The sequence below is a fragment of the Curtobacterium sp. MCBA15_013 genome (genome assembly GCF_001865095.1).
Taxonomy (GTDB): domain Bacteria; phylum Actinomycetota; class Actinomycetes; order Actinomycetales; family Microbacteriaceae; genus Curtobacterium.
Map to the genome: position 1 here is coordinate 101,030 of NZ_MJGQ01000004.1, position 25,831 is coordinate 126,860.

Annotated in this window: 23 protein-coding genes; 17 read left to right on the forward strand and 6 right to left on the reverse strand. The window is 72.5% G+C overall.

Features of this window, described 5'->3' with window-relative positions; all coding sequences use genetic code 11:
• Nucleotides 1-13: 13 nt before the first annotated feature.
• Nucleotides 14-1,258, reverse strand: coding sequence for an MFS transporter (locus BIV01_RS02575; RefSeq protein WP_071301854.1), 1,245 nt, complete (start codon nt 1,256-1,258; stop codon nt 14-16).
• Nucleotides 1,255-1,905, reverse strand: a complete 651-nt coding sequence (locus tag BIV01_RS02580) for a GntR family transcriptional regulator (protein WP_217642529.1) — start codon at nt 1,903-1,905, stop codon at nt 1,255-1,257. Before BIV01_RS02580 ends, BIV01_RS02575 begins: the two co-directional genes overlap by 4 nt.
• A gap of 139 nt (nt 1,906-2,044) precedes the next feature.
• Here BIV01_RS02580 and BIV01_RS02585 point away from each other — a divergent pair, with 139 nt between their 5' ends.
• The 3 genes from BIV01_RS02585 (at nt 2,045) to BIV01_RS02595 (ending at nt 5,000) form a co-directional block, all read left to right on the forward strand.
• Nucleotides 2,045-2,791, forward strand: a complete 747-nt coding sequence (locus BIV01_RS02585) for a phosphotransferase enzyme family protein (protein WP_070418627.1) — start codon at nt 2,045-2,047, stop codon at nt 2,789-2,791.
• A gap of 22 nt (nt 2,792-2,813) precedes the next feature.
• A complete protein-coding gene (locus BIV01_RS02590) occupies nt 2,814-3,890 on the forward strand; it encodes a winged helix DNA-binding domain-containing protein (RefSeq protein WP_071301856.1) in 1,077 nt (358 codons plus the stop codon).
• 162 nt (nt 3,891-4,052) lie between these two features.
• Nucleotides 4,053-5,000: a J domain-containing protein gene (locus BIV01_RS02595; protein ID WP_071301857.1), complete on the forward strand. Its 948-nt coding sequence runs from the start codon at nt 4,053-4,055 to the stop codon at nt 4,998-5,000.
• A gap of 22 nt (nt 5,001-5,022) precedes the next feature.
• Here BIV01_RS02595 and BIV01_RS02600 read toward each other — a convergent pair whose 3' ends face one another.
• Entirely contained in the window at nt 5,023-5,385 is a 363-nt protein-coding gene (locus BIV01_RS02600) for an RNA-binding S4 domain-containing protein (RefSeq protein ID WP_070418630.1), read from the reverse strand.
• Nucleotides 5,386-5,418: 33 nt separating this feature from the next.
• Here BIV01_RS02600 and BIV01_RS02605 point away from each other — a divergent pair, with 33 nt between their 5' ends.
• On the forward strand, nt 5,419-5,676 hold the full coding sequence (locus BIV01_RS02605; RefSeq protein WP_217642532.1) for a hypothetical protein: 258 nt from the start codon (nt 5,419-5,421) through the stop codon (nt 5,674-5,676).
• A gap of 90 nt (nt 5,677-5,766) precedes the next feature.
• On the forward strand, nt 5,767-6,924 hold the full coding sequence (locus tag BIV01_RS02610) for a hypothetical protein (protein ID WP_071301858.1): 1,158 nt from the start codon (nt 5,767-5,769) through the stop codon (nt 6,922-6,924).
• Between the two features lie 11 nt (nt 6,925-6,935).
• Here BIV01_RS02610 and BIV01_RS02615 read toward each other — a convergent pair whose 3' ends face one another.
• Nucleotides 6,936-8,402, reverse strand: coding sequence for a S1C family serine protease (locus BIV01_RS02615; RefSeq protein WP_254791763.1), 1,467 nt, complete (start codon nt 8,400-8,402; stop codon nt 6,936-6,938).
• A 159-nt stretch (nt 8,403-8,561) separates the two neighbouring features.
• Here BIV01_RS02615 and BIV01_RS02620 point away from each other — a divergent pair, with 159 nt between their 5' ends.
• The 5 genes from BIV01_RS02620 (at nt 8,562) to BIV01_RS02640 (ending at nt 12,634) form a co-directional block, all read left to right on the forward strand.
• On the forward strand, nt 8,562-9,596 hold the full coding sequence (locus tag BIV01_RS02620; RefSeq protein ID WP_083413722.1) for an iron chelate uptake ABC transporter family permease subunit: 1,035 nt from the start codon (nt 8,562-8,564) through the stop codon (nt 9,594-9,596).
• A complete protein-coding gene (locus BIV01_RS02625) occupies nt 9,593-10,573 on the forward strand; it encodes a FecCD family ABC transporter permease (RefSeq protein WP_071301859.1) in 981 nt (326 codons plus the stop codon). Before BIV01_RS02620 ends, BIV01_RS02625 begins: the two co-directional genes overlap by 4 nt.
• A gap of 123 nt (nt 10,574-10,696) precedes the next feature.
• Nucleotides 10,697-11,176 (forward strand): FHA domain-containing protein, encoded by a 480-nt coding sequence (locus BIV01_RS02630; RefSeq protein WP_071294956.1) that lies wholly within the window; start codon nt 10,697-10,699, stop codon nt 11,174-11,176.
• On the forward strand, nt 11,176-11,880 hold the full coding sequence (gene ftsR, locus BIV01_RS02635) for a transcriptional regulator FtsR (protein ID WP_071301860.1): 705 nt from the start codon (nt 11,176-11,178) through the stop codon (nt 11,878-11,880). Before BIV01_RS02630 ends, ftsR begins: the two co-directional genes overlap by 1 nt.
• Before the next feature lie 193 nt (nt 11,881-12,073).
• A complete protein-coding gene (locus tag BIV01_RS02640) occupies nt 12,074-12,634 on the forward strand; it encodes a MerR family transcriptional regulator (protein ID WP_070418635.1) in 561 nt (186 codons plus the stop codon).
• Nucleotides 12,635-13,158: 524 nt separating this feature from the next.
• Here the strand turns inward: BIV01_RS02640 and BIV01_RS02645 are convergent.
• Complete coding sequence (locus BIV01_RS02645; RefSeq protein WP_070418636.1) at nt 13,159-13,971, reverse strand: ParA family protein; 813 nt, start codon at nt 13,969-13,971, stop codon at nt 13,159-13,161.
• Nucleotides 13,972-14,031: 60 nt separating this feature from the next.
• On the opposite strand from BIV01_RS02645, the gene BIV01_RS02650 reads away from it, so the two are divergent.
• The 4 genes from BIV01_RS02650 (at nt 14,032) to BIV01_RS20325 (ending at nt 20,161) form a co-directional block, all read left to right on the forward strand.
• A complete protein-coding gene (locus tag BIV01_RS02650) occupies nt 14,032-17,442 on the forward strand; it encodes a pyruvate carboxylase (protein WP_071301861.1) in 3,411 nt (1,136 codons plus the stop codon).
• A 1-nt stretch (nt 17,443) separates the two neighbouring features.
• Nucleotides 17,444-17,947 carry a peptide deformylase gene (locus BIV01_RS02655; RefSeq protein WP_071301862.1) on the forward strand — a complete coding sequence of 168 codons (504 nt, stop codon included), beginning with the start codon at nt 17,444-17,446 and terminating at the stop codon, nt 17,945-17,947.
• 100 nt (nt 17,948-18,047) lie between these two features.
• Nucleotides 18,048-19,919, forward strand: a complete 1,872-nt coding sequence (locus BIV01_RS02660; RefSeq protein WP_071301863.1) for a hypothetical protein — start codon at nt 18,048-18,050, stop codon at nt 19,917-19,919.
• Nucleotides 19,920-20,029: 110 nt separating this feature from the next.
• Nucleotides 20,030-20,161, forward strand: a complete 132-nt coding sequence (locus BIV01_RS20325; protein ID WP_258027649.1) for a hypothetical protein — start codon at nt 20,030-20,032, stop codon at nt 20,159-20,161.
• Between the two features lie 111 nt (nt 20,162-20,272).
• Here BIV01_RS20325 and BIV01_RS02665 read toward each other — a convergent pair whose 3' ends face one another.
• Nucleotides 20,273-22,117, reverse strand: coding sequence for an AMP-dependent synthetase/ligase (locus BIV01_RS02665; RefSeq protein ID WP_071294952.1), 1,845 nt, complete (start codon nt 22,115-22,117; stop codon nt 20,273-20,275).
• A gap of 121 nt (nt 22,118-22,238) precedes the next feature.
• Here BIV01_RS02665 and BIV01_RS02670 point away from each other — a divergent pair, with 121 nt between their 5' ends.
• The 3 genes from BIV01_RS02670 to BIV01_RS02680 all read left to right on the forward strand — a co-directional run bounded on the left by BIV01_RS02670 (nt 22,239) and on the right by BIV01_RS02680 (nt 25,406).
• Nucleotides 22,239-23,192, forward strand: coding sequence for an ROK family glucokinase (locus tag BIV01_RS02670; protein WP_070418641.1), 954 nt, complete (start codon nt 22,239-22,241; stop codon nt 23,190-23,192).
• A gap of 32 nt (nt 23,193-23,224) precedes the next feature.
• The gene (locus tag BIV01_RS02675) at nt 23,225-23,965 is read left to right on the forward strand and encodes a lysophospholipid acyltransferase family protein (RefSeq protein WP_070418642.1); all 741 of its coding nucleotides are present in this window, start codon (nt 23,225-23,227) and stop codon (nt 23,963-23,965) included.
• Nucleotides 23,966-24,062: 97 nt separating this feature from the next.
• Complete coding sequence (locus tag BIV01_RS02680; protein WP_092387865.1) at nt 24,063-25,406, forward strand: class II 3-deoxy-7-phosphoheptulonate synthase; 1,344 nt, start codon at nt 24,063-24,065, stop codon at nt 25,404-25,406.
• The last annotated feature ends 425 nt before the right edge of the window (nt 25,407-25,831 follow it).

The window sequence follows — 25,831 nt, forward strand, 5'->3', positions numbered from 1 at the left end:
CGCGCGGGCCCAGCTACGCGGGGATGTGCTTCCGCGACGACACCAGGATCGCCACCCACGACAGCACCCCGAGCCCGACGACCACCCACAGGATCGTCGGCACGGCCACGACGTTCGCCACCGCGGCGATGACCGCCGGCGCCAGGAACCCGGCGTACGCCGCCGCGTAGAACACCCCGGTGAGCCCGGCCAGGTCGCGTGTCCCCGCGATCCGCTGGACCTCGAGCAGGCTCGACACGAGCGCCAGTCCGATGCCGAGGCCGATCACGACGTTCGCCACGAGCCCGATCGCCACGGACTGCAGCTGGACCGCGACGACGACCACGGCGATGCCCGCGGTCATGAGCGCCACGGCCGTCAGCAGCCCGCGTGCCGACAGGAGCGAGGTGACCCGCCCGGCGAGGGGCTGCACGGCACTCGACACCCCGAGGGCGACGACGGTGGCGGCGGTGGCGAACACGAGCCCCCACGTGCCGGTTGCCCCGGCCAGCTTGGTCGGCAGGTACCCGTACCCGATCGCGGCTGACCCGAAGATCCACGGCGCGGCGACGAGCACGACCCGGGTGAACCGGCGGTGCCCGGCGCTCGGCACGGCGAGCTGCTTCCACCAGGGCCCGGGCAGACCGCCGGAGCGGCTCGTCTCCGGCGTTCGCCAGACGATCACGGCGAAGGGGACGGCGACGCAGATGTGCACGAGGAAGGGCAGGACCTCGGGGATCGGCCCCCACTGGGCGATGAGCCCGGCGACGAGGGCACCCGACGCCGACCCGAGGGTGAACGCCAGTGACGCCCGGCGTGCACCGGAACCGGCGTCGGCCGAGGGGTCGAAGCGTCCCTGCGAGAGCTCCTTCACCCAGCTGTTGCCGACCGCCATCGCGATCCCGACGGTGACCCCGGAGAACAGGCGTCCGGCCATGAGGAACCCCGCGCCGAGCGGGCCGAACGCCAGCAGCCCGCTGCCGACGACGGCCGAGAGGATCCCGGCGAGCATGAGCGGGCGGCGGCCGTGCCGGTCGGACAGGGACCCGGCGACGAGGAGTGCCGGCGCGAGCCCGAGCACGTACACGCCCAGGAAGACGTTCACGAGCAGCGACGAGTAGTGCGCGCGCTCCTCGTACATGAGCAGCAGGGGCGAGAACTGGTTCCCGCCCCACGAGCACACGAACACCGCGCCCCAGACGGCGACCCACGGCAGGACGCGGGCGTTCGGGACCGCGAGCGAGCCGGTGGTCGGGACGCTACCGGTGGTGGCGCTCACAGGGCGCCCCGGTGCGACGCGACGTGGGCGCGGAGCACCTCGGCGTAGCGGAGGGCGTCGCCGGCCTCGAGCGCGGCGGCCAGTGCGCGGTGGTCCTCGAGGGACGCCTGCAACTGGGACGGCTGGAGCCGCATCAGGTGGTGCCGCAGCCGCTGCTGCCGGTCGCGGAGGGTCCGGGCGAACATGACGGCGATCGCGTTCCGCGACGCGCCGATGACGGCACCGTGGAACTCCGCGTCGACCTCGATGAACCGGTCGACGTCGCCGGTCGCGACCGCCTGCTCCTGTTCCGCGAGCATCGCCTGGAGGAACGGGGTGACGTCCGCCACGCGCCCGTCGGAGACGACGCGGGTCGCCGCGGTCGACTCGATCGCTTCCCGCATCTCGAGCACGTCGGCCGCCTCGCTCGGGGACATCGGCCGGACGACGGCGCCCTTCCGGGACTCGAGGGTGAGCAGGTCCTCGGCGGCGAGACGCAGGAACGCCTCGTGGACGGGCGTCCGCGACACGCCGATCTCCTGGCAGAGCGCGTTCTCGCTGATCGCCGTGCCGCCGGGCAGGTCGCCGCGGATGATCGCGCGCTTCACGTGGTCGTAGGCCCGGTCGGACGCTGCCTGGGCGGTGGTGTTCGTGCTCGGGGTGCTCACGGTCGACGATCCTACCCCTTGCATGCAACGGTGCATGCGGTCGTGTCACGCGCTGTTCACACGTGGACCGCGACACCGGGGCGCACGGGCGGATACGCTGGGCCACCACGTCAACGGAGACGTACAACAGGAGGTTCCGATGGAGCGGATCACCAGGGCCGACGATCGCGTGCACCGCCCGGCAGGGCCGTGGACGCCGACCGTGCACCGGCTGCTCGCCCACCTGCACGAACAGGGGTTCGTCGCGGCACCGGAACCGATCGAGCTCGGGCACACGCTCGAGACCGTCTCGTTCGTCCCCGGCGAAGCGGGGGAGTACCCGTGGACGGCCGACGTCGCGAGCGAGGCCGCCCTCGTCACGACCGCCCGGCTGCTGCGGCACTACCACGACGCCGCCGCCACCTTCACGCGCGACGACGACCGCGACGTCTGGTCCCAGGCGGAGCGGTACCCCGCCGAGACGATCGTGCACGGCGACTTCGCACCGTACAACTGCGTCTACGACGGCATCGCCGCGGTCGGGCTCATCGACTTCGACACCGCGCACCCCGGGCCACGGGTCTGGGACGTGGCCAGTGCCGTGTACCGGTTCGCGCCGTTCACCACCGGCGTCGTCGAGGGGTCGACCGCGCCGTCGCTCGACGAACGGCTCGACCGCGCCGCCGAGTTCTGCCGCGCCTACGAGCTGGACGCCCGGTCGCGCGAGGTCCTCGCCGAGACGATCCTCGGCTCCCTCGTCGCGTTGGTCACGACCATGGAGACCGAGGCCGCGGCCGGGAACCCGAAGTTCGTCAGCGACCTGCAGCACGGGCACGCCGACCTCTACCGGGCCGACGTGGCGTACATCGAGCAGCACGCCGACGAGATCACCGCAGCCGTCGCCTGACCGCGACGGCGATGCTGGTGCCATGACGACCACGCCGGCCCAGCTGCGCGCGATGCGCCTCGCCGCCCAGGGGATCGCCGTGCCCGGGCTCGGGCCGACCGCGGTGGTGGAACGCATGCTGGCCGTCCAGGGGCAGGACCTCGGGCAGGTCACCTGGGCCATCGGCGTCCGCGCTCCCGGGTCCACGCGCGACGACGTCCGCGCCGCGTTCGACCGCGGCGAGGTCGTCCGTTCGTGGCCGATGCGCGGCACCCTGCACGCGATGCGCCCCGACGACCTCCGACTGCTGCTCTCCCTCACCGCCGATCGGACGATCCGCTCCATCGCCCGGCGTGCGACCGAGCTCGGCATCGACGACGACGTCCTCCGCACCGCCCGGGACGCCACGGCCGACGCACTGTCCAGCGGTCGGTCGCTCGTGCGCGACGACCTGTTCGACGTCTACCGAGGCGCCGGCATCGACCCGACGCGAGGGCTGGGGTACCACGTGCTGCTCCGCCTCGCGCTCGAGGGGATGGTCGCCTGGGGTCCCACCGCCCGCGTCGGCCAGGGGCTCGTGCTCCTCGACGAGTGGGCGCCGGCGCCGGCCGACCTGCCCGACCGCGACGAGGCCCTGCGGCGGGTGCTGATCGGTCACCTGCGCGGGAGGGGCCCGGTGACCGAGGCCGACACCGCCTCGTGGACGAAGCTGCCGCTCGGCGACGTCCGGCGTGCCCGAGCGGTGGCCGGCGGCGCCGTGGAGGACCTCGGCGACGGACTCCTCGCCCTCGCCGACCGACCCGACCCCGGAGGAGTGCCGACCGGGCACCTCCTGCCCGGGTTCGACGAGTACCTCCTCGGGTACGCCGACCGCTCCGTCCAGCTCGACCCCGTGCACGCCGACCGGGTCGTCCCCGGCGCCAACGGCATGTTCCTGCCGATGGCCGTCGTGCGGGGTCGGGTCGTCGGGACCTGGAGCCGCACCGAGCGCACCCGCGACGTCCGGGTCGCCGTCACGCCCTTCGAGCCGCTCGACGCCGGTGCGGTCCGCGCCCTCGAGGCCGCCGCCGACCGGTACGGATCGTTCCTCGCGGCCCCCGTCTCCTTCGCCGTCGCCTGACCATCCCGGTCCCGCACGCCGTCCGCGACACCGCACCGGTCGATCGACAGGTGTCTCGTCGCAGACCCGGTGCCGGCGTACCGGACCCGACCCGTTCCTCCAGGCAGCACCCAGCAGCCACGCGGCGGACTCCGACGCTCCCTCGGGTAATGTCGCAGGGCCATGACCGACAGCCCGGCCGACGCCACCCCGTACGAAGTCCTCGGCGTCCGAGCGACCGCCGACGACGACGAACTCCGCCGCGCCTACCGCCGCGCCGCCCGCGAGTCCCACCCCGACCTCGGCGGCGACGCCCGCCGCTTCCGCCAGGTCCAGATCGCCTGGGAACGCATCGGCACCCCCGCCGCACGCCGCGCCTACGACGCGGGATCCCAGCGCGGCAGCCAGCAGAGCGCATCCGGCCCGTCCGGTTCCTCTGCCTGGAGGCACGACACCGGCCGCGACGCCTACGCACCCCCGGCAGCGCGTCGCGATGCACGTCCGCGCGCCCGGTCCCACGGACACCCCGGCGGGCGATCGCGCGAGGTCTTCCTGCAGGCCGAGCGCGAGTGGGTCGGCCTCGGGGACCCCATCGAGGACCCCTACGACCCCACGCTCATCCGCTCCGCTCCCCGGCACATCCGACGGCTGCTGGCCGAGGCGCTCGCCGAGGAAGCGACCGCGTCGATCGTCGCCGAGATGGGCATCGGCGTGACGGTCTGGCACGACCTCGACGCGGGGGCCGAGGGCAAGCTCGACCACGCGGTCCTCACCCCGAGCGGCCTGTGGGCCGTCGAGTCGATCGACTGGGGTGCCCCGGTCCGCGTCGAGCACGGCGAGATCACGGGGGAGACCCTGGCACCGGGGGAGCGCCCCGTGAAGGAGCTCGTCCGGGCCGCCCGCGCCGTGCAGAAGCAGACCCGGGTGCGGTTCACCGGCCGGCTGCTCGTGGTGCCGGACTCCGCGGTGGACGAGGACGTGCAGGTCGTCGGCTCGCCCCGGAAGCCCACGGCGCTCGTCGTCCGCCGCAGTGCGCTCGGGCAGGTGCTGGGCGGCGTGTGGTCGCCCGAGGGGAGCGTCGACGTGTTCGAGGTCCGCGACCGCCTGCAGCAGACCGTCCGCTTCGTCTGATGGCGTTGGCGGGACGGCGGGGTCAGTAGCCGCGGAGCTTCTCGAGGTCGCGGCGCTCCCGCTTGCTCGGACGTCCGGCGCCGCGGTCGCGCATCGGGACGAAGCCGGCCTCCTCCTTGGGGAGCCGCGGCGGGGTCTTGTCCTCGAAGTGCTTCGCGGCCTCGGGTGCGCTCGTCCGCTTGAGGATGATCCCCGTGACGACGACGATCCGGTCGAACCCGTTCTGCCGGACCCGGACCTCGTCCCCGGGGCCGATCGGCTGCGCGGGCTTCGCACGCTCCCCGTTCACCCGGACGTGGCCGGCCTTGCACGCGGCGGTCGCGGCGGAGCGGGTCTTCGTGATCCGCACCGCCCAGATCCAGCTGTCCACGCGTGCCTTGGCCATCCCCACACTCTAGGCGCGCCCTACGCTGGGGGCGTGGAGGGCACCGGTCAGGACGCGATCGCCCGGGCTCTGGCGCTCGGGGTCCTCCGGGACGCTGCGGTCGGGGACCGCGTGGTCGTGCGGGCGCACCACGGCGGGGGAGCGCAGGACGCGCTCGGGGTCATCGTCGCCCGGACCGCGTCGTCCGTGACGATCGACACCCGCCGGGGCCCGGTCGAGGTGGCGCTCGCCGACGTCGTCGCCGCGAAGCCGGTCCCGCCGCCGCCCGCGCCGCGCCCGCGCCGCCCCTGAGTCCGCCGGTCCGACCTCGCGCGCACCGGAAGCGCGCGCGCCCGGCGAGCCGCCACCGCCCCCGCACCGGCCCCGACGTAGCCTCGTGCCATGGCCGTCCCCGTCCCACTCGGCACCGAGGACCGCACCGCCCGCCTGACCCTCCGCCGCCCCGACGCGTGGCGCCGCGAGGACTCGGCACAGGCGGATCTGCGCGTCACCGGCGACGACGTCGTGCTCACCGTCCGATCCCGTCCGAGCGACCGGACGGTCGCGGAGGAGCACACGAGTCTGCTCGAACGCCTCCCCGGTTCGGTCGAGGGGCTCCGACTCATCGGCTCCGACCCGTGGACGACCGCGGGAGCGCCGGCGCGCCTCGTCGAGTACGTCCGGCCCGACGAGGGCGGCGACGTCGCGGGAGCGCACTTGCTCTTCGTCACCGGGCGGCACCGCGTCGACCTCACCATCGAGCGGCCCCTCGCCCGGATGCTCGCCACCGACGACCTCGTGTTCGCCGTGCTCGACAGCGTCCGCGCCACCGAACCCGCACCGTCGCGGGTGCAGCGCGACCTCGAGGCACTGCCCGAGCCCGCACCGGCCGCCGACCTCGAGGGCACCCACCTCGGCTCCGAGGCCCTCGCCACCCTGCGCTCGCTCGCCGGCCGTCGCTGGAACCCCACGCTCCTCCGCACGCCCGCCGGACGCGAGCTCATCGAGTCCGGCCTGGTCGGCCGGCTCGGCACCCTGCCCGAGTCGACGCAGGCGCTCCTCGCACCGTGGGAGGGCGATGACCAGCCCGTCACCCTGGAACAGCGGCTGCCCGACGGGCGCACCACGCGCCTCCAGGCCTGGTCGGAGACCGTCGTGGACGGGACGGACGAGACGGGCGCGGTGATCGCGCAGCTGCCGGTCGAGCGCGTGGTCGCGCTCGTGGCCGGGAGGCTCGGCATCGGTCCGGCATGGACCTTCCCGTTCCGCACGGGGTCGCTCCGGGCGGACCTGCTCGGTCGTCGGACCTCCGGGGCGGACGCCGCCCCGGACCTGCCGACGGCGATCGCCGAGGCGGACCCGCGGCTCGCGCGCTTCTGGGCGGCTCCGTGGACGGTGTCGTCGCTGCGTCGTCCGGGGAAGCCGAACCCGATCGTCGTCGTGCACGCGGCGGGGCAGGGCTTTGCACGCGTCGGACGCACGGAAGCCGGGGAGACCGTCTTCACGACGGACTCCCCGGCGAACGTGTACCGGTCGGTGGTGCGGGCGCTGCTCGGCTGAGCCGTTCTCTGCTAGGCCGCGGGGCCGGCGGTCAGGGTGACCGTGACGGTCTTCGCGGCACCGGTGCTGTCGGTGTACCCGACCGTCACCTCGTCCCCGACCGAGTGCGACTGGATCGCCGAGGTCAGCGCGTCCGAGCTCGCCACGGCGGTGCCGTCGATGCTCGTGATCGTGTCGCCGGCGGCGAGACCGGCCGACGCGGCGCCGGAGCCCTCGACCGTGCCGGCGACCGCGACGCCGCCCGTCGATGCCGTCCCGCTGACCTCGACCCCGAGGAACGCCGGCAGTCCGATGGTGATCGTCGACGACGACTCGCCCGCGAGGATCTTGTCCGCGATCGACTTCGCCGTGGTGATCGGGATCGCGTACCCGGTGACGTCCGCCGTGCCCGAGGACGCCGCGGTGGCCATGCCGACGACCTCGCCCTCGCTGTCGAGCACCGGACCGCCCGAGTCGCCCGAGACGATGTCCGCCGCGACCTCGATGAGTCCCTGCAGCGACTCGGTGCCCGTGCCCGACTCGCTCTGCACCTGGATGTCCTGGTCGGTCGCGGTCACGGTGCCCTCGGCGGCGACGAGGTTGCCGGTGCCCTCGGCGTTGCCGACGTCGGTCACGGTGTCGCCGGTGCTCGGCTCGCCGTCGTCGTCGAGCGTCACCGTGGACAGGCCCGACGCGCCCTCGAGCTTGAGGACCGCGACGTCGTGGGTGGCATCCGTCCCGACGACGTCCGCCTTGTACTCCTTGCCGGTCGTCTCGTCGGTGACCGTGATGCTCGTCGCGCCCTGGATGACGTGGTTGTTCGTGAGGATCGTGCCGTTCGAGGTGAGGATCATGCCCGTGCCGGCCGCCTGCGACGACTCGTCGTAGTTGAGGACCGTGTTGATCGTCACGACGCCCTTCTTCTGGGCGCTCGTCGCCGCGGTCGCCGCGGACTCGGTGCTCGTGCCGCTGCTGCCGTCGCTCGACCCGCTGCCGGTGCCGTCGCCCGGCACCGTGAAGCCGTTCGTGCCGCTGCCGTCGGACCCGGTGCCGGAACCCGTGCCGGTGTCCGGCAGCGTCGTGCCCTGCGACTGGCTCGAGGTGGTGGTCGTGTGCTGCGAGGACAGTCCGAGCGCGGTCCCGCCCGCCGCACCGACGATCGCCAGGGCCGCGATGCCGGAGCCGATCATCAAGCCCAGTCGCCGGGGCCGCTTCGTGCCGTGGTTCGCTGCGGCGGCGCCGTGCACCCAGCCGTGCTGGAACCCGGGGAGCGACGGGCTGCCGATCAGGAACGGGCCGCGGCCGTCCGGGGTGTAGCCGTAGGGGCCGGAGCCGTCGGGCCCGTAGAGGAACGGGCCGCTGCCGTCGAACGCGTAGGCCGAGCGGAGGGTCGACAGGTCGGCATGCGGTGCCTCCCACGTCGCCCCGGCCTGCGGCTGCGCGGCGTCGGTGCGGGCGGTGCCGTTCTCGTCGGCGGCGGGGTTCGGGGTCTCGTTCATCAGTGCTCTCCGGTCGTCCCTCGGCTGCCCGGTCGGGCGTCGATGGGTACGAGTACAGGCCCGGTTCCCATGACGAACCTATGAACGGACCCTGCGGCTGCTCACGGCTTGCTCGGGGGTCGCCGTACGACGTCGTCCGTTAGGGTTGCCTTACTTCCCATGCGTTCGCCGTCGCCCACCCCTCCTGCGCCCAGCTCCGTGTCCCGCCTCGTCGGCGCCACCGTGCTGGCGGTGGTCGTCCTCGTCGTGGCGGTGGCGCTCTCGGTGGCCTTCGGCTCCCGTCCGATCCCGCTCGGCACCGTGCTCGACACCGTCCTGCACCCCGGACGGAACGACGAGATCGGCCTGATCGTGCTCGGCAACCGCGTGCCCCGCACCGTCGTCGGACTCCTCGCCGGGTCCGCGCTCGGGGTCGCCGGCGCCGTCATGCAGGGCGTCACCCGGAACCCGCTCGCCGATCCGAGCGTCCTCGGCATCAACTCGGGGGCCGCGCTCGCGGTCGTCGCCGGGATCGCGCTGTTCGGCGTCAGCGGCACCGCCGCGTACCTGCCGTTCGCCTTCCTCGGGGCCGCCCTCGCCGCGCTCCTCGTGTACGGCATCGCCGCCGTGGCCCGTCGGGGGTTGTCGCCCGTCGGACTCGCCCTGTCCGGGGCCGTCGTCGCCGCTGCACTGTCCTCGATCACCACGGCGGTGCTCGTGACGAGCCAGAGCCTCCTCGACCAGCTGCGCTTCTGGCAGGTCGGAGCGCTGGCCGGCAAGGACCTCGGCACCGCCGGGGTGATCACGGTCCCGGTGCTCGTCGGGCTCGCCATCGCCTTCGCCCTCGGCCGGTCGCTCAACACGCTCGCGCTCGGTGACGAGCTCGCCGCGTCGCTCGGGCAGCGTGTCGTGCTCGTGCGCGCCGTCGGGGGAGTCGTCACCGTGCTCCTCGCCGGGTCGGCCGTCGCGGCGGCCGGGCCGATCGCGTTCATCGGGCTCGCCGTGCCGCACGCCGTCCGTCGGTTGAGCGGGCCGGACCACCGGTGGACGATCCTGCTGTCGGCCATCGTCGCGCCGGCGCTGTTGCTCGTCGCCGACGTGATCGGCCGCGTCGTGGCGTACCCGGGGGAGCTGCAGGTCGGGATCGTCACGGCACTCATCGGCGCGCCGGTGTTCATCTGGCTCGTGCGGTCGCGGGCGGTGAAGGGCCTGTGACGGCCGTGCGCCGCGAGTGGCTCGTGCTCGGCGCCGTCCTCGTCCTGCTCCTCGCCCTCGTGCTCGTCGGGCTCGGCGTCGGCGAGATCCCGCTCTCACCCGTACAGGTCGCGAGCGCGCTCGTCGGGCACGGCGACACCGTCTCGGACTTCGTGATCGGGCAGCTCCGTGGCCCCCGGGTCGCCGGGGCGATCCTCGTGGGGGCGTCGCTCGGCGTGGCCGGGGGCATCGTGCAGAGCGTCGTCCGGAACCCCATCGCGAGTCCGGACGTCATCGGCATCACCTCGGGCGCGAGCGCCTCGGGCCTGACCGCCATCGTCCTGTTCGGCGCGAGCGGCGGGACCCTGTTCTCGGTGGTGCTCGTCGGTGCCGTCCTCGTCTCCCTCGTCATCGCCGGACTCGCGTGGCGCCGGGGGATCACCGGCAACCGGGTCGTCCTCGTGGGCATCGGCGTCGCGGCGATCTGCCTGAGCATCACCGGGTGGATGCTCACGAGCGGCACGGTCACCCAGGCCGGCACCGCGCTGCTCTGGCTCTCCGGCAGCCTGAACGCCGTCGACCGGAACCTCGTCGGGGTGCTCGCCGTCGTCTTCGTCGTGTTCACGGCGCTCGCCCTCCTGCAGTCCTCGCGGCTCACCGTGCTGACCCTCGGCGACGAGGTGGCCTCGGCGCTCGGGCTCCGGCCGAACCGCGCGAAGGTGCTGCTCCTGCTGACCGCCGTGTGCCTGACCGCCGCCGCCGTGGCCACCGCGGGACCGGTGTCCTTCGTCGCGCTGATGGCGGCCCCCATCGCCCGGAGGCTCGTCGGGGGCGGACGGGTCGCCATCGGGTCGACCGCCGCCGTCGGCGCCGCGATCACGCTGGCGAGCGACCTCATCGCGCAGTTCGCGATCCCGGGGAACGCGCTGCCCGTCGGTGTGGTGACCGGGGTCATCGGGGCGCCCTACCTGCTGTGGCTGCTCGCGCGCGGGCGCTGACGCATCCGTGTTCCCGGTACGTTCGCTGTACGCGTTCTGCCGAGTTGTCCCCAGCCCCGTTCGGGGCTCCCGTTCGGCCGCTCGTTTCCGATACGCTGGTGCGCCAAGAGGAGGAGGTCCACGATGCCAGAACCAGTGGTCCCGCAGCCGGACGGTCAGAAGACCCCTGAGCAGCGGCTGGTCGACACCACACTGACCTTCAGCATGGACATGGGGGCGGCGCTCACTGCCGAGTCCGGTGTGTCCGCCGAAGAACGTGAAGCGATCAACGCGCTGCCCTCCGGGTCGGCGCTGCTCGTGGTCCGTCGCGGGCCGAACGTCGGTGCTCGGTTCCTCCTCGACTCGGACGTCACCACGGCGGGGCGCCACCCCGACGCCGACATCTTCCTCGACGACGTCACCGTGTCGCGTAAGCACGCCCAGTTCCTCCGCCACGGCACGAGCTTCAGCGTGAAGGACAACGGGTCGCTCAACGGCACGTACTTCGACGGCGTCCGCATCGACGAAGCACTCCTCACCGACGGGTCCGAAGTGCAGGTCGGCAAGTTCCGCCTGACCTTCTACGCCTCCCGGGTCGACCTGGCGCGCCTGGCGACCGCGTAGTGGCCGCACGGTCCGCCGCGGCCCGGGCGGGGTCCGCGGTCCCGGACTTGCTCACGATCGGGCAGGTCCTCGCTCGCCTCAAGCCGGAGTTCCCGGACCTGTCGAGCTCGAAGCTCCGGTTCCTCGAAGAGCGCGAGCTGGTCACCCCGATCCGCACCGCGAGCGGCTACCGGAAGTTCTCGGCGGCCGACGTCGAGCGGCTCCGGGTCGTCCTCGGGCTGCAGCGCGACCACTACCTCCCGCTCAAGGTCATCAAGGACTACCTGGCCGACCTCGACGCCGGGCGTGAACCGGTCCTCCCCGGGGGCGGCGACGCGCCGAAGCCGTCCATCCTCGGGCGTGAGCGGCGCTACACCCGCGACGAGACGGTCCGGGCTGCCGGTGCCTCGCCGATGCTCCTCGCCGACGCGGTCTCGGCGTCGCTGCTGCCCGCTGCCGACACGTACGGCGACGACGGGGTCTCGGTGCTCAAGGCCCTCGTCGAACTCCAGCGCACCGGGATCGAACCGCGGCACCTCCGCACGATGCGCAGCGTGGCCGAGCGCGAGGTCGGGCTCATCGAGTCCGCGCTCATGCCGGTGTCCCGCCGCGGTGACGCCACGTCCCGGGCGAAGGCGACCGAGCTCGCGCGCGAGATCGCCGGCCACCTCGAGGTGATCCGGTCGAACCTCATCCGCACGGCGATCGGGCGTCTCGACGCATGACGCGCGTCGTGGCTCGTCCCTCCTCGACCGCTGGTGCGCGTCGGTGGGTGGGGCGTATCCTCGACACGCCGGACGCGCCGAGTCGGATGTCCCGCGCCGGAGCGGTCCGAGTCGCTACCGTGGACCTCGGAACAACTCTCAACCCGTCATTGAACGTTCAGTTGGGAGCTCGATCGTCGTGGAAGGCAGCCTGATGAGTGGGAACGACACCCCCGGCACCGAGTCGGAGATGACCCGGTACGACCTCGGGCTGCTCTTCACCGACGGTCTGCCCGAGCACGACGAGCAGAACGGGTACCGCGGTACCGTCGCTGCTCGTGCTGCCGGCATCTCCTACCGCCAGCTCGACTACTGGGCCCGCACCGAGCTCGTCGAGCCGACGATCCGCGGGGCCGCGGGCTCCGGGTCGCAGCGGCTGTACGGCTTCCGCGACATCCTCGTGCTCAAGCTCGTGAAGCGCCTGCTCGACACGGGCATCTCCCTCCAGCAGATCCGCACCGCCGTGAACCAGCTGCGCGAGTCCGGCGTCTCGGACCTGGCGCAGACGACGCTCATGTCGGACGGTGCCTCGGTGTACCTCTGCACCTCCGACGACGAGGTCATCGACCTGGTCTCGCGGGGTCAGGGCGTGTTCGGCATCGCGGTGGGCAAGGTCCTGCGCGAGGTCGAGTCCTCGCTGGTCGAACTCGACGCGACGCCGGCGGCCGACCCCGACGACGAGCTCGCCGCCCGCCGCGCTTCCCGCGCGTCCTAGTCCCGCGCTGGCGGGCCTGCCCGCGCCCGAGCCCGGGCCCGCGTCCGCTCGAGTCGCAAGGTCGCACGTTCTGCCGCGCGCGCCCATTCCGTGCGACACGTTGTGCGACCTCGGCACGCAAGCCATGGCGTGTCGTGCGACCTCGGCGCGCGCCGGGCGTCGTGCGACCGCGAGCGGGCCTCCGCGGGCGCCACACCGCCCCGACCACGAGGTCGCACGATCTGCCGTGCGAGCCCGTTCCCGGCGGCCGTTCGTGCGACCTCGGCGAACGCGAGCCGCATGTCGAGCGACCTCGCGGGGTGAACCCGCGCGTGGTGCCCGGCGGCGGTGTGACGGAGGCGAGGCGCGCCTCCCGGTCGATGTCGTGCGCCGTGCCGGAGGCGAGGTCGCACGTTCTGCCGTTCGGGCCAGCTCCCGGCGGCGTTTCGCGCGACCTCGGCGAACGCGAGCGGCGTGTTGCGCGACCTCGGCGAAGCCGAACGGGCCCACGCCCCACGCGCCAGCGGCGCGCGGCGCGACGCGCCCTAGGCCGCGCCGCCCTCGGCGTACGGGCCGATCTTGCCCGTGCGCATGATGCGCTCGAGCAGCTGGTCGAAGTTCTTCGCCATCTCCTGCGCCGACTCACCCGGCCACACGTGCAGGGGCTTCGCCGCACCCTGCGCCTGCTGCAGCGAGGTCCGCTCGGGCAGCTGCGGCGAGAGCACGAGCGGGCCGAACATGTCCCGGAGCTCCTTGATGCGGAACTGGTGCTCGAGCGACTGCACGCGGGCACGGTTCACGATGATGCCGAGCGGCTGCAGGCGGGGGGAGAGCCCGCGACGGATCTCCTCGATCGCGCGGAGGGCCCGGTCGGCGGCGGCCACCGAGAAGAGTCCGGGCTCGGTGACGACGGTCACGCGGTCGGACGCTGCCCAGGCGGTGCGGGTGAGGGCGTTCAGCGACGGCGCGCAGTCGATGAGGACGAGGTCGTAGTCCTGCTCGACGTTCGCGAGGGCCTCTTCGAGCTTCCAGATGTCGCGGATGGACGGGTGCGGCCCGTCGAAGTTGATGGCCGAGGGCGATCCGACCATGACGTCGATCTTGCCCTGGGAGCCCTTCGTCCACCCCGAGGGGGCGATCGCCTGACGGACGATCTTCTCCTTCGGGTTCTCGAGCACGTCCGCCACGTTGAGGTGGCCGGAGATGTTGATGTCGAGGCCGGTCGAGACGTCCGACTGCGGGTCGAGATCCACCACCAGCGTGCGCAGTCCCTTGGCGAACGCGGCCGAAGTCAGGCCGAGCGTCACCGTCGTCTTGCCGACACCACCCTTGAGGGAGCTCACGCTGAGTACATGCACGGTGAGCAACGTTACCGCCAGTAGGGTTGTCTCACCTCAACCCGGGCTGAAAGGGACCTCGTGTTCAGCAAGATCCTGGTCGCCAATCGTGGCGAGATCGCCATCCGTGCCTTCCGGGCCGCGTACGAGCTGGGGGCGAAGACCGTCGCCGTCTACCCGTACGAGGACCGCAACTCCCTGCACCGCCTCAAGGCGGACGAGGCCTACCTGATCGGGGAGCGCGGACATCCGGTCCGCGCCTACCTGGACGTCTCCGAGATCGTGCGTGTCGCACGCGAGTCGGGTGCCGACGCGATCTACCCGGGCTACGGCTTCCTGTCCGAGAACCCGGAGCTCGCCGCCGCTGCCGCCGCCGCGGGCATCACGTTCATCGGCCCGGGCGAGCACGTGCTCGAGATGGCGGGCAACAAGGTCACCGCGAAGGAGCACGCGGTCGCGGCCGGTGTCCCGGTCCTCGCGAGCACCCCGGCGAGCCGCGACATCGAGGAACTCCTCGCCGGCGCGGACGCCATCGGGTTCCCGGTGTTCGCGAAGGCCGTCGCTGGTGGCGGTGGCCGTGGCATGCGCCGGGTGGAGACGAAGCCCGAGCTGCGTGCGGCCCTCGAAGAGGCGATGCGCGAGGCCGACAGCGCCTTCGGCGACCCGACGATGTTCCTCGAGCAGGCCGTGATCCGGCCGCGGCACATCGAGGTGCAGATCCTCGCCGACGCCACCGGCACCGACGCCGGCACGATCCACCTCTTCGAGCGCGACTGCTCGGTCCAGCGCCGGAACCAGAAGGTCGTCGAGATCGCACCGGCGCCGAACCTCGACCCGGCGATCGCGCAGGCGCTGCACCGCGACGCCGTCGCCTTCGCCCGGTCGATCGGGTACGTGAACGCCGGCACGGTGGAGTTCCTGCTCGACACCGAGGGCGAGCGTGCGGGCCAGCACGTCTTCATCGAGATGAACCCGCGCATCCAGGTCGAGCACACCGTCACCGAAGAGGTCACGGACGTCGACCTCGTCCAGTCGCAGATGCGCATCGCCGCCGGGCAGACCCTCGGCGACCTCGGCCTGTCGCAGGACAGCGTCCGGGTGCACGGCGCCGCCCTGCAGACACGCATCACCACCGAGGACCCGACGCAGGGCTTCCGCCCGGACACCGGTCGCATCACGACCTACCGCAGCCCGGGTGGCGCGGGCGTCCGCCTCGACGGCGGCACGGTCGCCACCGGCGCGCAGATCAGCCCGCACTTCGACTCGATGCTCGCGAAGATGACCTGCCGCGGGCGGGACTTCCCGGCGGCGGTGGCCCGGGCGAAGCGCGCCCTCGCGGAGTTCCGCATCCGGGGCGTCTCCACGAACATCCCGTTCCTGCAGGCCGTGCTCGAGGACCCCGACTTCGACCGCGGCGACATCTCGACGAAGTTCATCGAGGAGCGCCCGCAGCTGTTCGGCGGCCACGTCTCGAAGGACCGCGGCACGAAGGTGCTGAACTGGCTCGCCGACGTCACGGTGAACAAGCCGAACGGCGAGCGTCGCCCGCAGACCGTCGAGCCGAGCGAGAAGCTGCCGACGATCGACCTCGGCGCCCCGGTCCCCGAGGGGCAGCGCGACCGCCTCCGACTGCTGGGTCCGGCCGAGTGGGCGAAGGCGCTCCGCGGCCAGACCGAGCTCGCCGTCACCGAGACGACGATGCGCGACGCCCACCAGTCGCTCCTCGCGACCCGTGTGCGCACGAAGGACCTCGTCGCGGTCGCCCCGTACGTCGCCCGACTCACGCCGCAGCTGCTCAGCGTCGAGGCCTGGGGCGGTGCCACCTACGACGTGGCGCTCCGCTTCCTCGGCGAGGACCCGTGGGAGCGGCTCGCCTCGCTGCGCGAGGCGATGCCGAACATCCCGATCCAGATGCTGCTCCGCGGACGCAACACCGTCGGCTACACGCCGTACCCGACCGAGGTGACGGACGCGTTCGTGGCCGAGGCGGCCGCGACGGGTGTCGACGTGTTCCGCGTGTTCGACGCGCTCAACGACGTCAGCCAGTTGCGTCCGGCCCTGGAGGCGGTGCTCGCCACCGACACGGCCGTCGCCGAAGCGGCGCTCTGCTACACCGCCGACCTCCTCGACCCGTCCGAGGACCTCTACACGCTCGACTACTACCTCCGCCTCGCGGAGCAGATGGTCGAGGCCGGTGCGCACGTCATCGGCATCAAGGACATGGCCGGCCTGCTCCGCGCCGGTGCGGCCGAGCAGCTCGTCACCGCCCTGCGGGAGCGCTTCGACCAGCCGGTGCACGTGCACACGCACGACACCGCGGGCGGACAGCTCGCGACGCTCCTCGCCGCGGCCCGCGCCGGCGCCGACGCGGTGGACGTCGCCGCCGCGCCGATGGCCGGCACGACCAGCCAGCCGAGCATGTCCGCGCTCGTCGCCGCCCTGGCGCACACCGAGCGCGACACGGGGCTCTCCCTCGACGCCGTCGGCGACCTCGAGCCGTACTGGGAAGCGGTGCGGCGTGCGTACGCGCCGTTCGAGTCGGGCCTGCCGGGTCCGACGGGCCGCGTGTACAAGCACGAGATCCCCGGCGGTCAGCTGTCGAACCTCCGCCAGCAGGCCATCGCGCTCGGGCTCGGCGACCGCTTCGAGCAGGTCGAGGACTGGTACGCCGAGGCGAACCGGATCCTCGGCCGCCCCACGAAGGTCACGCCGTCGTCGAAGGTCGTCGGGGACCTCGCGCTGCAGCTGGCCGCGGTGGACGCCGACCCGGTCGACTTCGAGCAGAACCCGCAGAAGTACGACATCCCGGACTCCGTCGTCGGTTTCATGGCCGGCGAACTCGGCGACCTCCCCGGTGGCTGGCCCGAGCCCTTCCGGTCGAAGGTGCTCGCGGGGCGCGACGTCCGGCTCGAGATCACGCCGGTGCCGGACGCCGAGCGCGCACACCTGGACACCCCCGGTCCCGAACGGCGACAGGCCCTCAACCGCCTGCTCTTCCCGCAGCCGACGCAGCAGTTCGAGCGCGTCCGCGAGCAGTACGGCGACCTGTCCGTCGTGCCGACCGTCGACTACCTGTACGGCCTGCGCCCCGAGCAGGAGCACGTCGTGCCGCTCGGCAAGGGCGTCGACCTGTTCGTCGGGCTCGAGGCGATCGGCGAGGCCGACGCGCGCGGCGTCCGCACGGTCATGGCGACGATGAACGGGCAGCTCCGCCCGGTGTACGTCCGCGACCGCTCGATCGAGGTCGAGACCAAGGCCGCCGAGCAGGCGGACAAGACCGACCCGAAGCACGTCGCGGCACCGTTCTCCGGTGTCGTGACGCTCAAGGTCGCCGTCGGTGACGTCGTCGAGGCCGGACAGGCCGTGGCGAGCATCGAGGCGATGAAGATGGAAGCGGCCATCACGGCACCCGTCGCGGGGACCGTCGGCCGACTCGCGATCCCGGTGACCCAGCAGGTGGACGCCGGCGACCTCCTGGTGGTGCTGCAGTAAATTGACCGTCCGTCCCATCCGCCTGTTCGGCGACCCCGTCCTCCGGTCCCCGGCCGACCCGATCCGTCCAGACGCGCTCGGCAGCGCGGGCATCCGCGACCTCGTGCAGGACCTGGTCGACACGGTCAAGGAGCCCGGCCGCGCTGGCGTCGCCGCTCCCCAGATCGGTGTCGGTCTGCGCGCCTTCTCGTACAACGTCGACGGTCAGGTCGGCTACGTGCTCAACCCCGAGATCGTCGAGGTGTCGGGGGAGCCGGAGCTCATGGACGAGGGCTGTCTCTCCGTCCCCGGCCTGTCGTACCCCACGCGCCGGTACCCGTACGCGAAGGTCCGCGGCGTCGACGTCGACGGGGCCGAGGTCGTGCTCGAGGGCACCGGGCTCATGGCCGAGGCGCTCCAGCACGAGGTGGACCACCTCGACGGCACCGTCTACGTCATGACGCTCGACCCGGAGATCCGCCGCCAGGCGCTCCGCGACATCCGCGCGCAGGACTGGTTCCACTAGTCCTCCGAAGTGCCCACCCTCGGTCGGGCGGCACCCTGACTCGGGGGTGATGTGCGTGCGCACCCCTGGGTACGGTGACCGCGTCGACCAGGGGAGCACCATGACACAGGGACCAGCCCGCCGCGCCGTCGTCGCCGTCCTCGGCGTCCTCGCCGTCGCCGCGGCCACCGCCGTCGGCCCGGCCACCACCGCGCCGGCCGAGGCGGCCACCGCGAGCGTGCCGACCTACACCGAGTCGCCCGACTACGCCACCGAGACCTTCGGCGACCCCTGGGACTACAGCAACACCGCCGACCAGAACACCGACCGCGTCGGCTACGGCCGCTACTCGATCAGCAAGGGCCACCTGATCGGCACCCTCGAGCGCTCCACCTACTTCTCCCCGGTCGAGACCATGCCCGGCACGCTGCCCTACGGCCGCGACGGCGCCCTCCACCCGATCGACACGAAGCGCTACACGCACCTCTCCGTCTCGATGGACCAGCCGTACGCCGGCCGGCAGATCGCGATCAGCTGGTTCACCTGCGCGGCACGATCGCTCAGCTGCATGGGCGGCGTGACGGCGAAGGTCGAGAAGGGGAACCACGTCGTCGACGTCGACCTCACCGGCAAGTCCGTCATGGGCGGGCACGTCCCCTGGACCGGTTCGAAGCCGACGCTGCTCCGCGTGCAGCCGATCGTCGTCCACACCGGCGAGAGCCCGAGCGGGAAGGTCAGCATCGACTGGACCCGGCTCCACGGCGGCTCCGCTCCGCAGGACGCCCTGCCGGCGGGCGACTACGGCACCTTCCGGGTCGTCGCCCGACCGATCGCGGTCGTGGACAGCCCGAACCCCGACCAGGGCAAGGACCTCGCGGCCGTCCAGCGCGGGCGCTCCTGGGTCCTGACGAACGGCGTCGCCGGGCGCGGCGTCACGCTGAAGAACGCCCGGTTCCGCAGCTGGAGCTCCGTCGGCCTCACCGCGCAGAACGCCGGCCCGATCGTGCGCGACCCCGAGGTCGTCTTCCCGGTGTCGGCCTTCGACGGCAAGCAGTACCACTGGCTGTCCTGGTCGATGTCGTACGACGGCGCCTACGACCTCCGCAACGCCCCCGGCGGCGGGAAGATGGCGCGCCTGGTGTGGTCGGTGCGCGGCGCGAAGGGCCTGCAGGTCAGCAACGACGTCCTGACCTTCTCCGGCGCCAACGCCACCCCGGTCGGCCCGAACGAGTCGGGCGAGAACCGCATCGACCTGGCGGCGACGAACCCCCTCGACGAGACGATGCCGAAGGGCAGTCCCGGGTGGAAGCAGGTCGTCACGAGCCTCCGCTGGGACCCGAACGAGGACCGCGGCGCCGCCGTCTGGCACCTCAAGTCGTTCCACCTCCGCGCGGACCCGGCAGCCAACGGGTGGACGCGCATCGGCTTCCACGACGCCGCCTGGACCGCCGGGACGACCGCGAAGGTCACCGTGACCCGCGACGGCACGACGACGAAGCGCGTGCTGGTGGACGGCGTGGCCGTGACGAAGGGTGCGAACAGCGTGCCGTTCGTCCTCGGCACACTGCCGGCGGGCAGCTACCACGCGACCGTCACGCTCCGGCACCCGGACGGCTCGACCGCGACGAGCACCTCCGCGGCGCCCGTCCGGATGTCGGCGGCCCCGGTGGGCGCCCACGACCCGCGCGGGCACGACCAGGCACCGGCGGCCACCGCGACGGGGGTCACGGTCGCGGGCTGGGCCTACGACCCGGACACGACCCGGCCGCTGGCGATCCGCGTCGCCGAGGCCGGGCGGGTCCTCGCGACCGGCACGACCGGCCTCACCCGGAACGACGTCCGGAAGGTGCACCCGGACGCGCCGATCGGCTCCGGCTACCGCTTCGCGGTCCCGCTGGCGAGCGGGTCGCACACCCTCTGCACGACCGCCGTCGGCACCGGCTCGGGCATGCCCGAGACCGACCTCGGATGCCGGACCGTCCGCGTTCCGTGAACGCCGTGGTGACACCCCAACGTGGGATTGTCGCTTTGTCCTGACGAAGAGGTACCGTATCGCCGTCGGCTTCCCACCGACACCGTTTCCCACACCCCCAGGACATCCCCATGACCGCACAGAACGACGAGCTCAGCTCGCACCGCACCCGCACCAACCGTCGCCCCACCGAGGTCCAGGTCACGACCTCCTCGACGGCCGTCCTCGACGCCCCGGAGACGCAGCAACCGCAGGAGCGCTGAGCGCGCGGGCGGACGCGACCACGGGTCGCGCCCCGCGCGCAGGGTGACGCACAGGAGGCGCGGTGCCGGTCCACGGGACCGGCACCGCGCCTCCTGGCACGCGTCGCGGACCTAGCCCCGGCGGCGGCGACCCTCGACGACGGGCGTCGCGGTGGTCTGCACCTTCGACCCCGAGTAGATGTGCTCGACGTCGGCGGCGAAGTCCTTCAGGACGACCGCGCGCTTGATCGTCAGCTTCGGCGTGAGGTGCCCCGATGCCTCGGTGAGGTCGGTGTCGAGCACCGTGAACGACCGGACCGACTCGGCACGTGACACGCGCTGGTTGGCGGCGTCGATCGCCTCCTGCACGGCCTGGTGGACCCGCTCGTCGTAGGCGGCCTCGTGCGCGGTGAGCGCCGGGGTGATCCCGCGCGTCTCGCACCAGCCGGCGAGCATGTCCCGGTCGAGCGTGACGAGGGCGGCGACGAAGGGCTTGCCCTCGCCGACGACGACGACCTGTCCGATGAGCGGGTGCTCGCGGATGCCGTCCTCGAGCGGTGCCGGTGCGACGTTCTTGCCGCTGGCGGTGACGATGAGCTCCTTGGCGCGGCCGGTCACGGTGAGGACGCCGTCGGTGTCGAGCCGGCCGAGGTCGCCGGTCCGGAACCAGCCGTCGACGAGGGCCTTCGCGGTGGCCTCGTCGTTCCGCCAGTAGCGGTCGAAGACGTCGACGCCGCGGATGAGGATCTCGTCGTCCTCGGCGATCCGGATCTCGACGCCCGGGAGCGCGCGGCCGACACTGCCGATCCGGAGCTCCCCGGCTCGGTTCACGGTCGCGGGAGCGGTCGTCTCGGTGAGGCCGTACCCCTCGAGGATGAGCACCCCGATCGACCGGAAGAAGTGCGACAGCCGCGGGGAGAGCGGTGCCGAGCCGCTCACGGCGTAGCGGACGCGGCCGCCCATCGCGTCGCGGAGCTTGGCGTAGACGAGCCGGTCGAAGAGCTTGAAGCGGAGGGCGAGTCCGAGCGGGACCTTCCCGCTCGCGAGGGCCTCGGAGTGCGCGACCGCGGTCTTCGCGGCGGCACGGAAGATCCGACCCTTGCCCCCGAGGTCGGCCTTCTGCTCGGCGGAGTTGTAGATCTTCTCGAACACGCGCGGGACGGCGAGCAGGAACGACGGCTTGAACGTCGACACCGCGTGCATGAGGTCCTTCGTGTCCGGCTCGTGGCCGACGAGGACGCCCGCGGAGACGGACATCACCGCGATGAACCGGGCGAAGACGTGGGCCATCGGGATGAACAGCAGCGTCGAGGCGTCGTCGGCGACGACCTCGGGCATCGCCTCCGACGCGCCCTCCACGGTGGCGGTGAAGTTGTCGTGCCGGAGCACGCAGCCCTTCGGTCGGCCCGTCGTCCCCGAGGTGTAGATGATCGTGGCGTCGTCGTGGCCGTGCACGTCGACGGTGCGCGCGTCGAGCTCGTCGTCGGTGACGTCCTCGCCGAGGCGGACGAGGTCGTCGAGCCCGCCGCCGTCGATCGTCCAGTGCTGGCCGAGGTGCGGCAGGTCCGGTGCGATCGACGCGACACGGCGGGCGTGCTCCTCCTGCTCGACGACGATCGCGACGGCCTCGGAGTCGGAGAGGATCCAGCGCACCTGGTCGGGGGAGCTGGTCTCGTAGACCGGGATCGACACGAGGCCGGCGGTCCACACGGCGAAGTCGACGAGCGTCCACTCGAGGCGGGTGCGCGACAGGATCGCCACGTGCGCGCCGGGCTCGAGGCCTGCGGCGACGAAGCCCTTCGCGATCCCGCGGACCCGACGTTCGACGTCGGCCGCGCTGATCGGGGTCCAGGTGTCGCCGCGGCGCTCGGCGAGGATCGGACGGTCCGGTGTCGCCCGCACCCGCTCGGAGAGCAGTCGGGCAGCCGAGCCGTGGTCGGGTGCGGTGATCGGTGTTGGGTGCCGCTGATCGTTCACGGTGACTCCCTTGTCGGCCGGTTCGATTCGAGTGCGCCTCATCGTCGAGGCGACACCGCCAGCATAGGGCGCGGTGTCGAGCGTTCCGTGTGGACGCAGGGAACCGGTAGGCTCGTTCCTCGTGCACGCCATCGGAATCGACATCGGGGGCACCAAGATCGCGGGAGCGGTCGTCACGGAACTGGGCGAGATCGTCGCCGAGGACCGGGTGGCCACCAACGCTGCGGACCCGGACGCCATGCTCGACGACGTGGTCGCGATGGTCTCGCGACTGCGCGCCGCGAACGAGGTCAGCGCGGTGGGCGTCGCCGCGCCGGGCTTCATCGACGCCTCGCAGTCGATCGTCTACTACACGCCGAACATCCGGTGGCGGAACGAGCCGCTGCGCCAGAAGCTGCAGCAGCGCATCGGTGACCTGCACATCACCGTGGACAACGACGCCAACGCGGCGGGCTGGGCGGAGTTCCGCTTCGGTGCCGGTCGGCTCGTGTCCGACATGACCATGCTGACGATCGGGACCGGCGTCGGCGGTGCGATCGTCACCGAGGACCGCCTCTTCCGCGGGGGCTTCGGCACCGGTGGCGAGATCGGCCACCTCCGGATCGTGCCGAACGGCCTCCCGTGCGGCTGCGGCGCCCGCGGCTGCATCGAGCAGTACGGCTCCGGTCGTGCCCTGCAGCGCATGGCGAACGACGTCGCGGACGCCGGCGGCATCGGTTCCGCCCTCGCCGACGCGCGTGCGGCCAACGGCGGCGAGCTCGACGGGCACATCGTCGGCGACCTGATCCTGGCCGACGACCCGGGGGCCCTCGCGGCCCTGCGGCGGCTCGGTCGGCACCTCGGCGAGGCCTGCGCCTCGCTGTCCGCCGTGCTCGACCCGCAGCTCTTCGTCTTCGGCGGCGGCGTCGCGAGTGCGGGGGACCGGCTGCTCGACCCGATCAAGCAGGCCTACCTCAACAACCTGCCGGCCCGGGGCTACCACCCGGAGCCGGACTTCGTGATCGCCGAGCTCGTCAACGACGCCGGTGTCGTCGGCGCGGCCGACCTCGCTCGGATCCACGCCCGCACGGCGTAGGGTCGCACCACCCCACCGTCTCGGAGTCGACGATGACCTACTGGCTGCTGAAGAACTTCCTGCTCGGGCCGCTCATCCTCACGCTCTTCCGGCCGTGGGTCGTCGGTCGTGAGCACGTCCCCGCGAAGGGACCGGTGATCTTCGCGTCCAACCACATCTCGTTCATCGACTCGGTGATCCTGCCGGCCGTGCTCGACCGCCGGCTGTCGTTCCTGGCGAAGAGCGACTACTTCACGGGTCGCGGGCTCAAGGGCTGGGCGACGAAGACGTTCTTCAACGCCATCGGCCAGCTGCCCATCGACCGCTCCGGCGGCAAGGCGTCCGAGGCGTCGCTCCGGACCGGCCTGCAGGTCCTCGCCCGGGGTGAGCAGCTCGGCATCTACCCCGAGGGCACCCGCAGCCCGGACGGCAAGCTCTACCGGGGCCGGACCGGCATCGCCCGCATGATCCTCGAGGGGCGCGTCACCGTCGTCCCGGTCGCCATGGTCGGCACGCGCGAGGTGCAGCAGATCGGGCAGCGCTTCCCGAAGTTCAAGCGCGTGGGCGTCGTCTTCGGCAAGCCCCTCGACTTCTCCCGCTTCGAGGGCTTCGAGACCGACCGCTTCATCCTCCGCAGCGTCACCGACGAGGTCATGCACGAGCTCGCCGGGCTGAGCCGCCAGGAGTACGTCGACGTCTACGCGACGAGTGTCAAGGAGCGTGCGAGCACGGCGCGCGAGCAGGTCCTCCGCGGCAAGGTCACGCGGAATGGGCGGGGCACCTCGGCACGTTAGGATTCGATGGTTCCGGCATCCGCCCGGACGGCCATCCCTTCGAGAGGTACCACCCTTGTTCGAGTCGACCGACTTCGTCGCCCTGCAGGATCCGGACGTGATCGAGGGCCTCGACTACTGGCGGACGCTCCCGATCAAGCAGCAGCCCACGTGGCCGGACGCCAGCGCGGCCGAGGCCGCCTCGGCCGAGATCGCCACGCTGCCCCCGCTCGTCTTCGCGGGCGAGGTCGACAAGCTGCGTGAACGGCTCGCGTCGGCGGCCCAGGGCAAGGCGTTCCTGCTGCAGGGCGGCGACTGCGCCGAGACGTTCGCCGGTGCCACGGCGGACTCGATACGCGACCGTGTGAAGACCATCCTCCAGATGGCCGTCGTGCTCACCTACGGTGCTTCCATGCCCGTCATCAAGATGGGCCGCATGGCCGGGCAGTTCGCCAAGCCGCGCTCGAGCGACTTCGAGACCCGCGGCGACGTCACGCTGCCCGCCTACCGCGGCGACATCGTGAACGGCTACGACTTCACGCCGGAGAGCCGCCAGGCCGACCCCCGGCGCCTCGTGCAGGGCTACCACACCGCTGCGTCGACCCTGAACCTCGTCCGCGCCTTCACGCAGGGCGGGTTCGCCGACCTGCGCCAGGTGCACTCGTGGAACAAGGGCTTCGCGTCGAACCCGGCGAACGCCCGGTACGAGCACCTCGCGAAGGAGATCGACCGCGCGATCCGCTTCATGGACGCCTGCGGTGCGGACTTCGACGAGCTGAAGCACGTCGAGTTCTACGCCTCGCACGAGGGGCTGCTCATGGACTACGAGCGCCCGATGACCCGGATCGACTCGCGGTCCGGGCTCGCCTACGACACCTCCGGACACTTCATCTGGATCGGTGAGCGCACCCGCGACCTCGACGGCGCCCATGTGGACTTCCTGTCCCGCGTGCGGAACCCGATCGGCGTCAAGCTCGGCCCGACGACCTCGGTCGACGACATGAAGGCCCTGGTCGACAAGCTCGACCCGAACCGCGAGCCGGGGCGCCTGACGTTCATCACCCGCATGGGCGCCGGCAAGATCCGCGACGAGCTGCCGAAGCTGCTCGAGGCGATCAAGGGCATGGACGCCAACCCGCTGTGGGTGACGGACCCGATGCACGGCAACGGCCTGACGACGCCGACCGGGTACAAGACTCGCCGGTTCGACGACGTCGTGGACGAGGTCCTCGGCTTCTTCGAGGCCCACCGCGAGGTCGGCACGTACCCGGGCGGCATGCACGTCGAGCTCACCGGTGACGACGTCACGGAGTGCCTGGGCGGCTCGGAGCAGATCGACGAGGCGACCCTCGCGACCCGCTACGAGTCCCTGTGCGACCCGCGGCTGAACCACATGCAGTCGCTCGAGCTGGCGTTCCTGGTCGCCGAGGAGCTCGGCGCCCACCCGCACGTGCGCGCGTAGCGCGTAGCGCGCCAGCGGTTCGCGAGAGCGACAGGGTCCTGCGGAGTCTCCGCGGGACCCTGTCGCCTCGGCGGCACGGGCTGCGTCGCGATGCGCACGTCCGTCGCTTTCGCGCCGTGGTCGCCACGACCGTGGGACGGGAGGCGCGGTGCCAGTCCGCACCGCGCCTCCCGTCCGTCACGCGCTCGTGACCCCGTCGTGCGGGCCGAGTCTCGCAGCGCCGCCGACGGCCGCGGCGTGCGAGAGCGACAGGGTCCTGCGGGGTCTCCGCGGGACCCTGTCGCCTCGGCGGCACGGGCTGCGTCGCGATGCGCACGTCCGTCGCTTCCGCGCAGTGGTAGCCGCGACCGTGGGACGGGAGGCGCGGTGCCAGCCCGCACCGTGCCTCCCGTCCGTCACGCGCTTGCGGCCGGGGCCGAGACTCG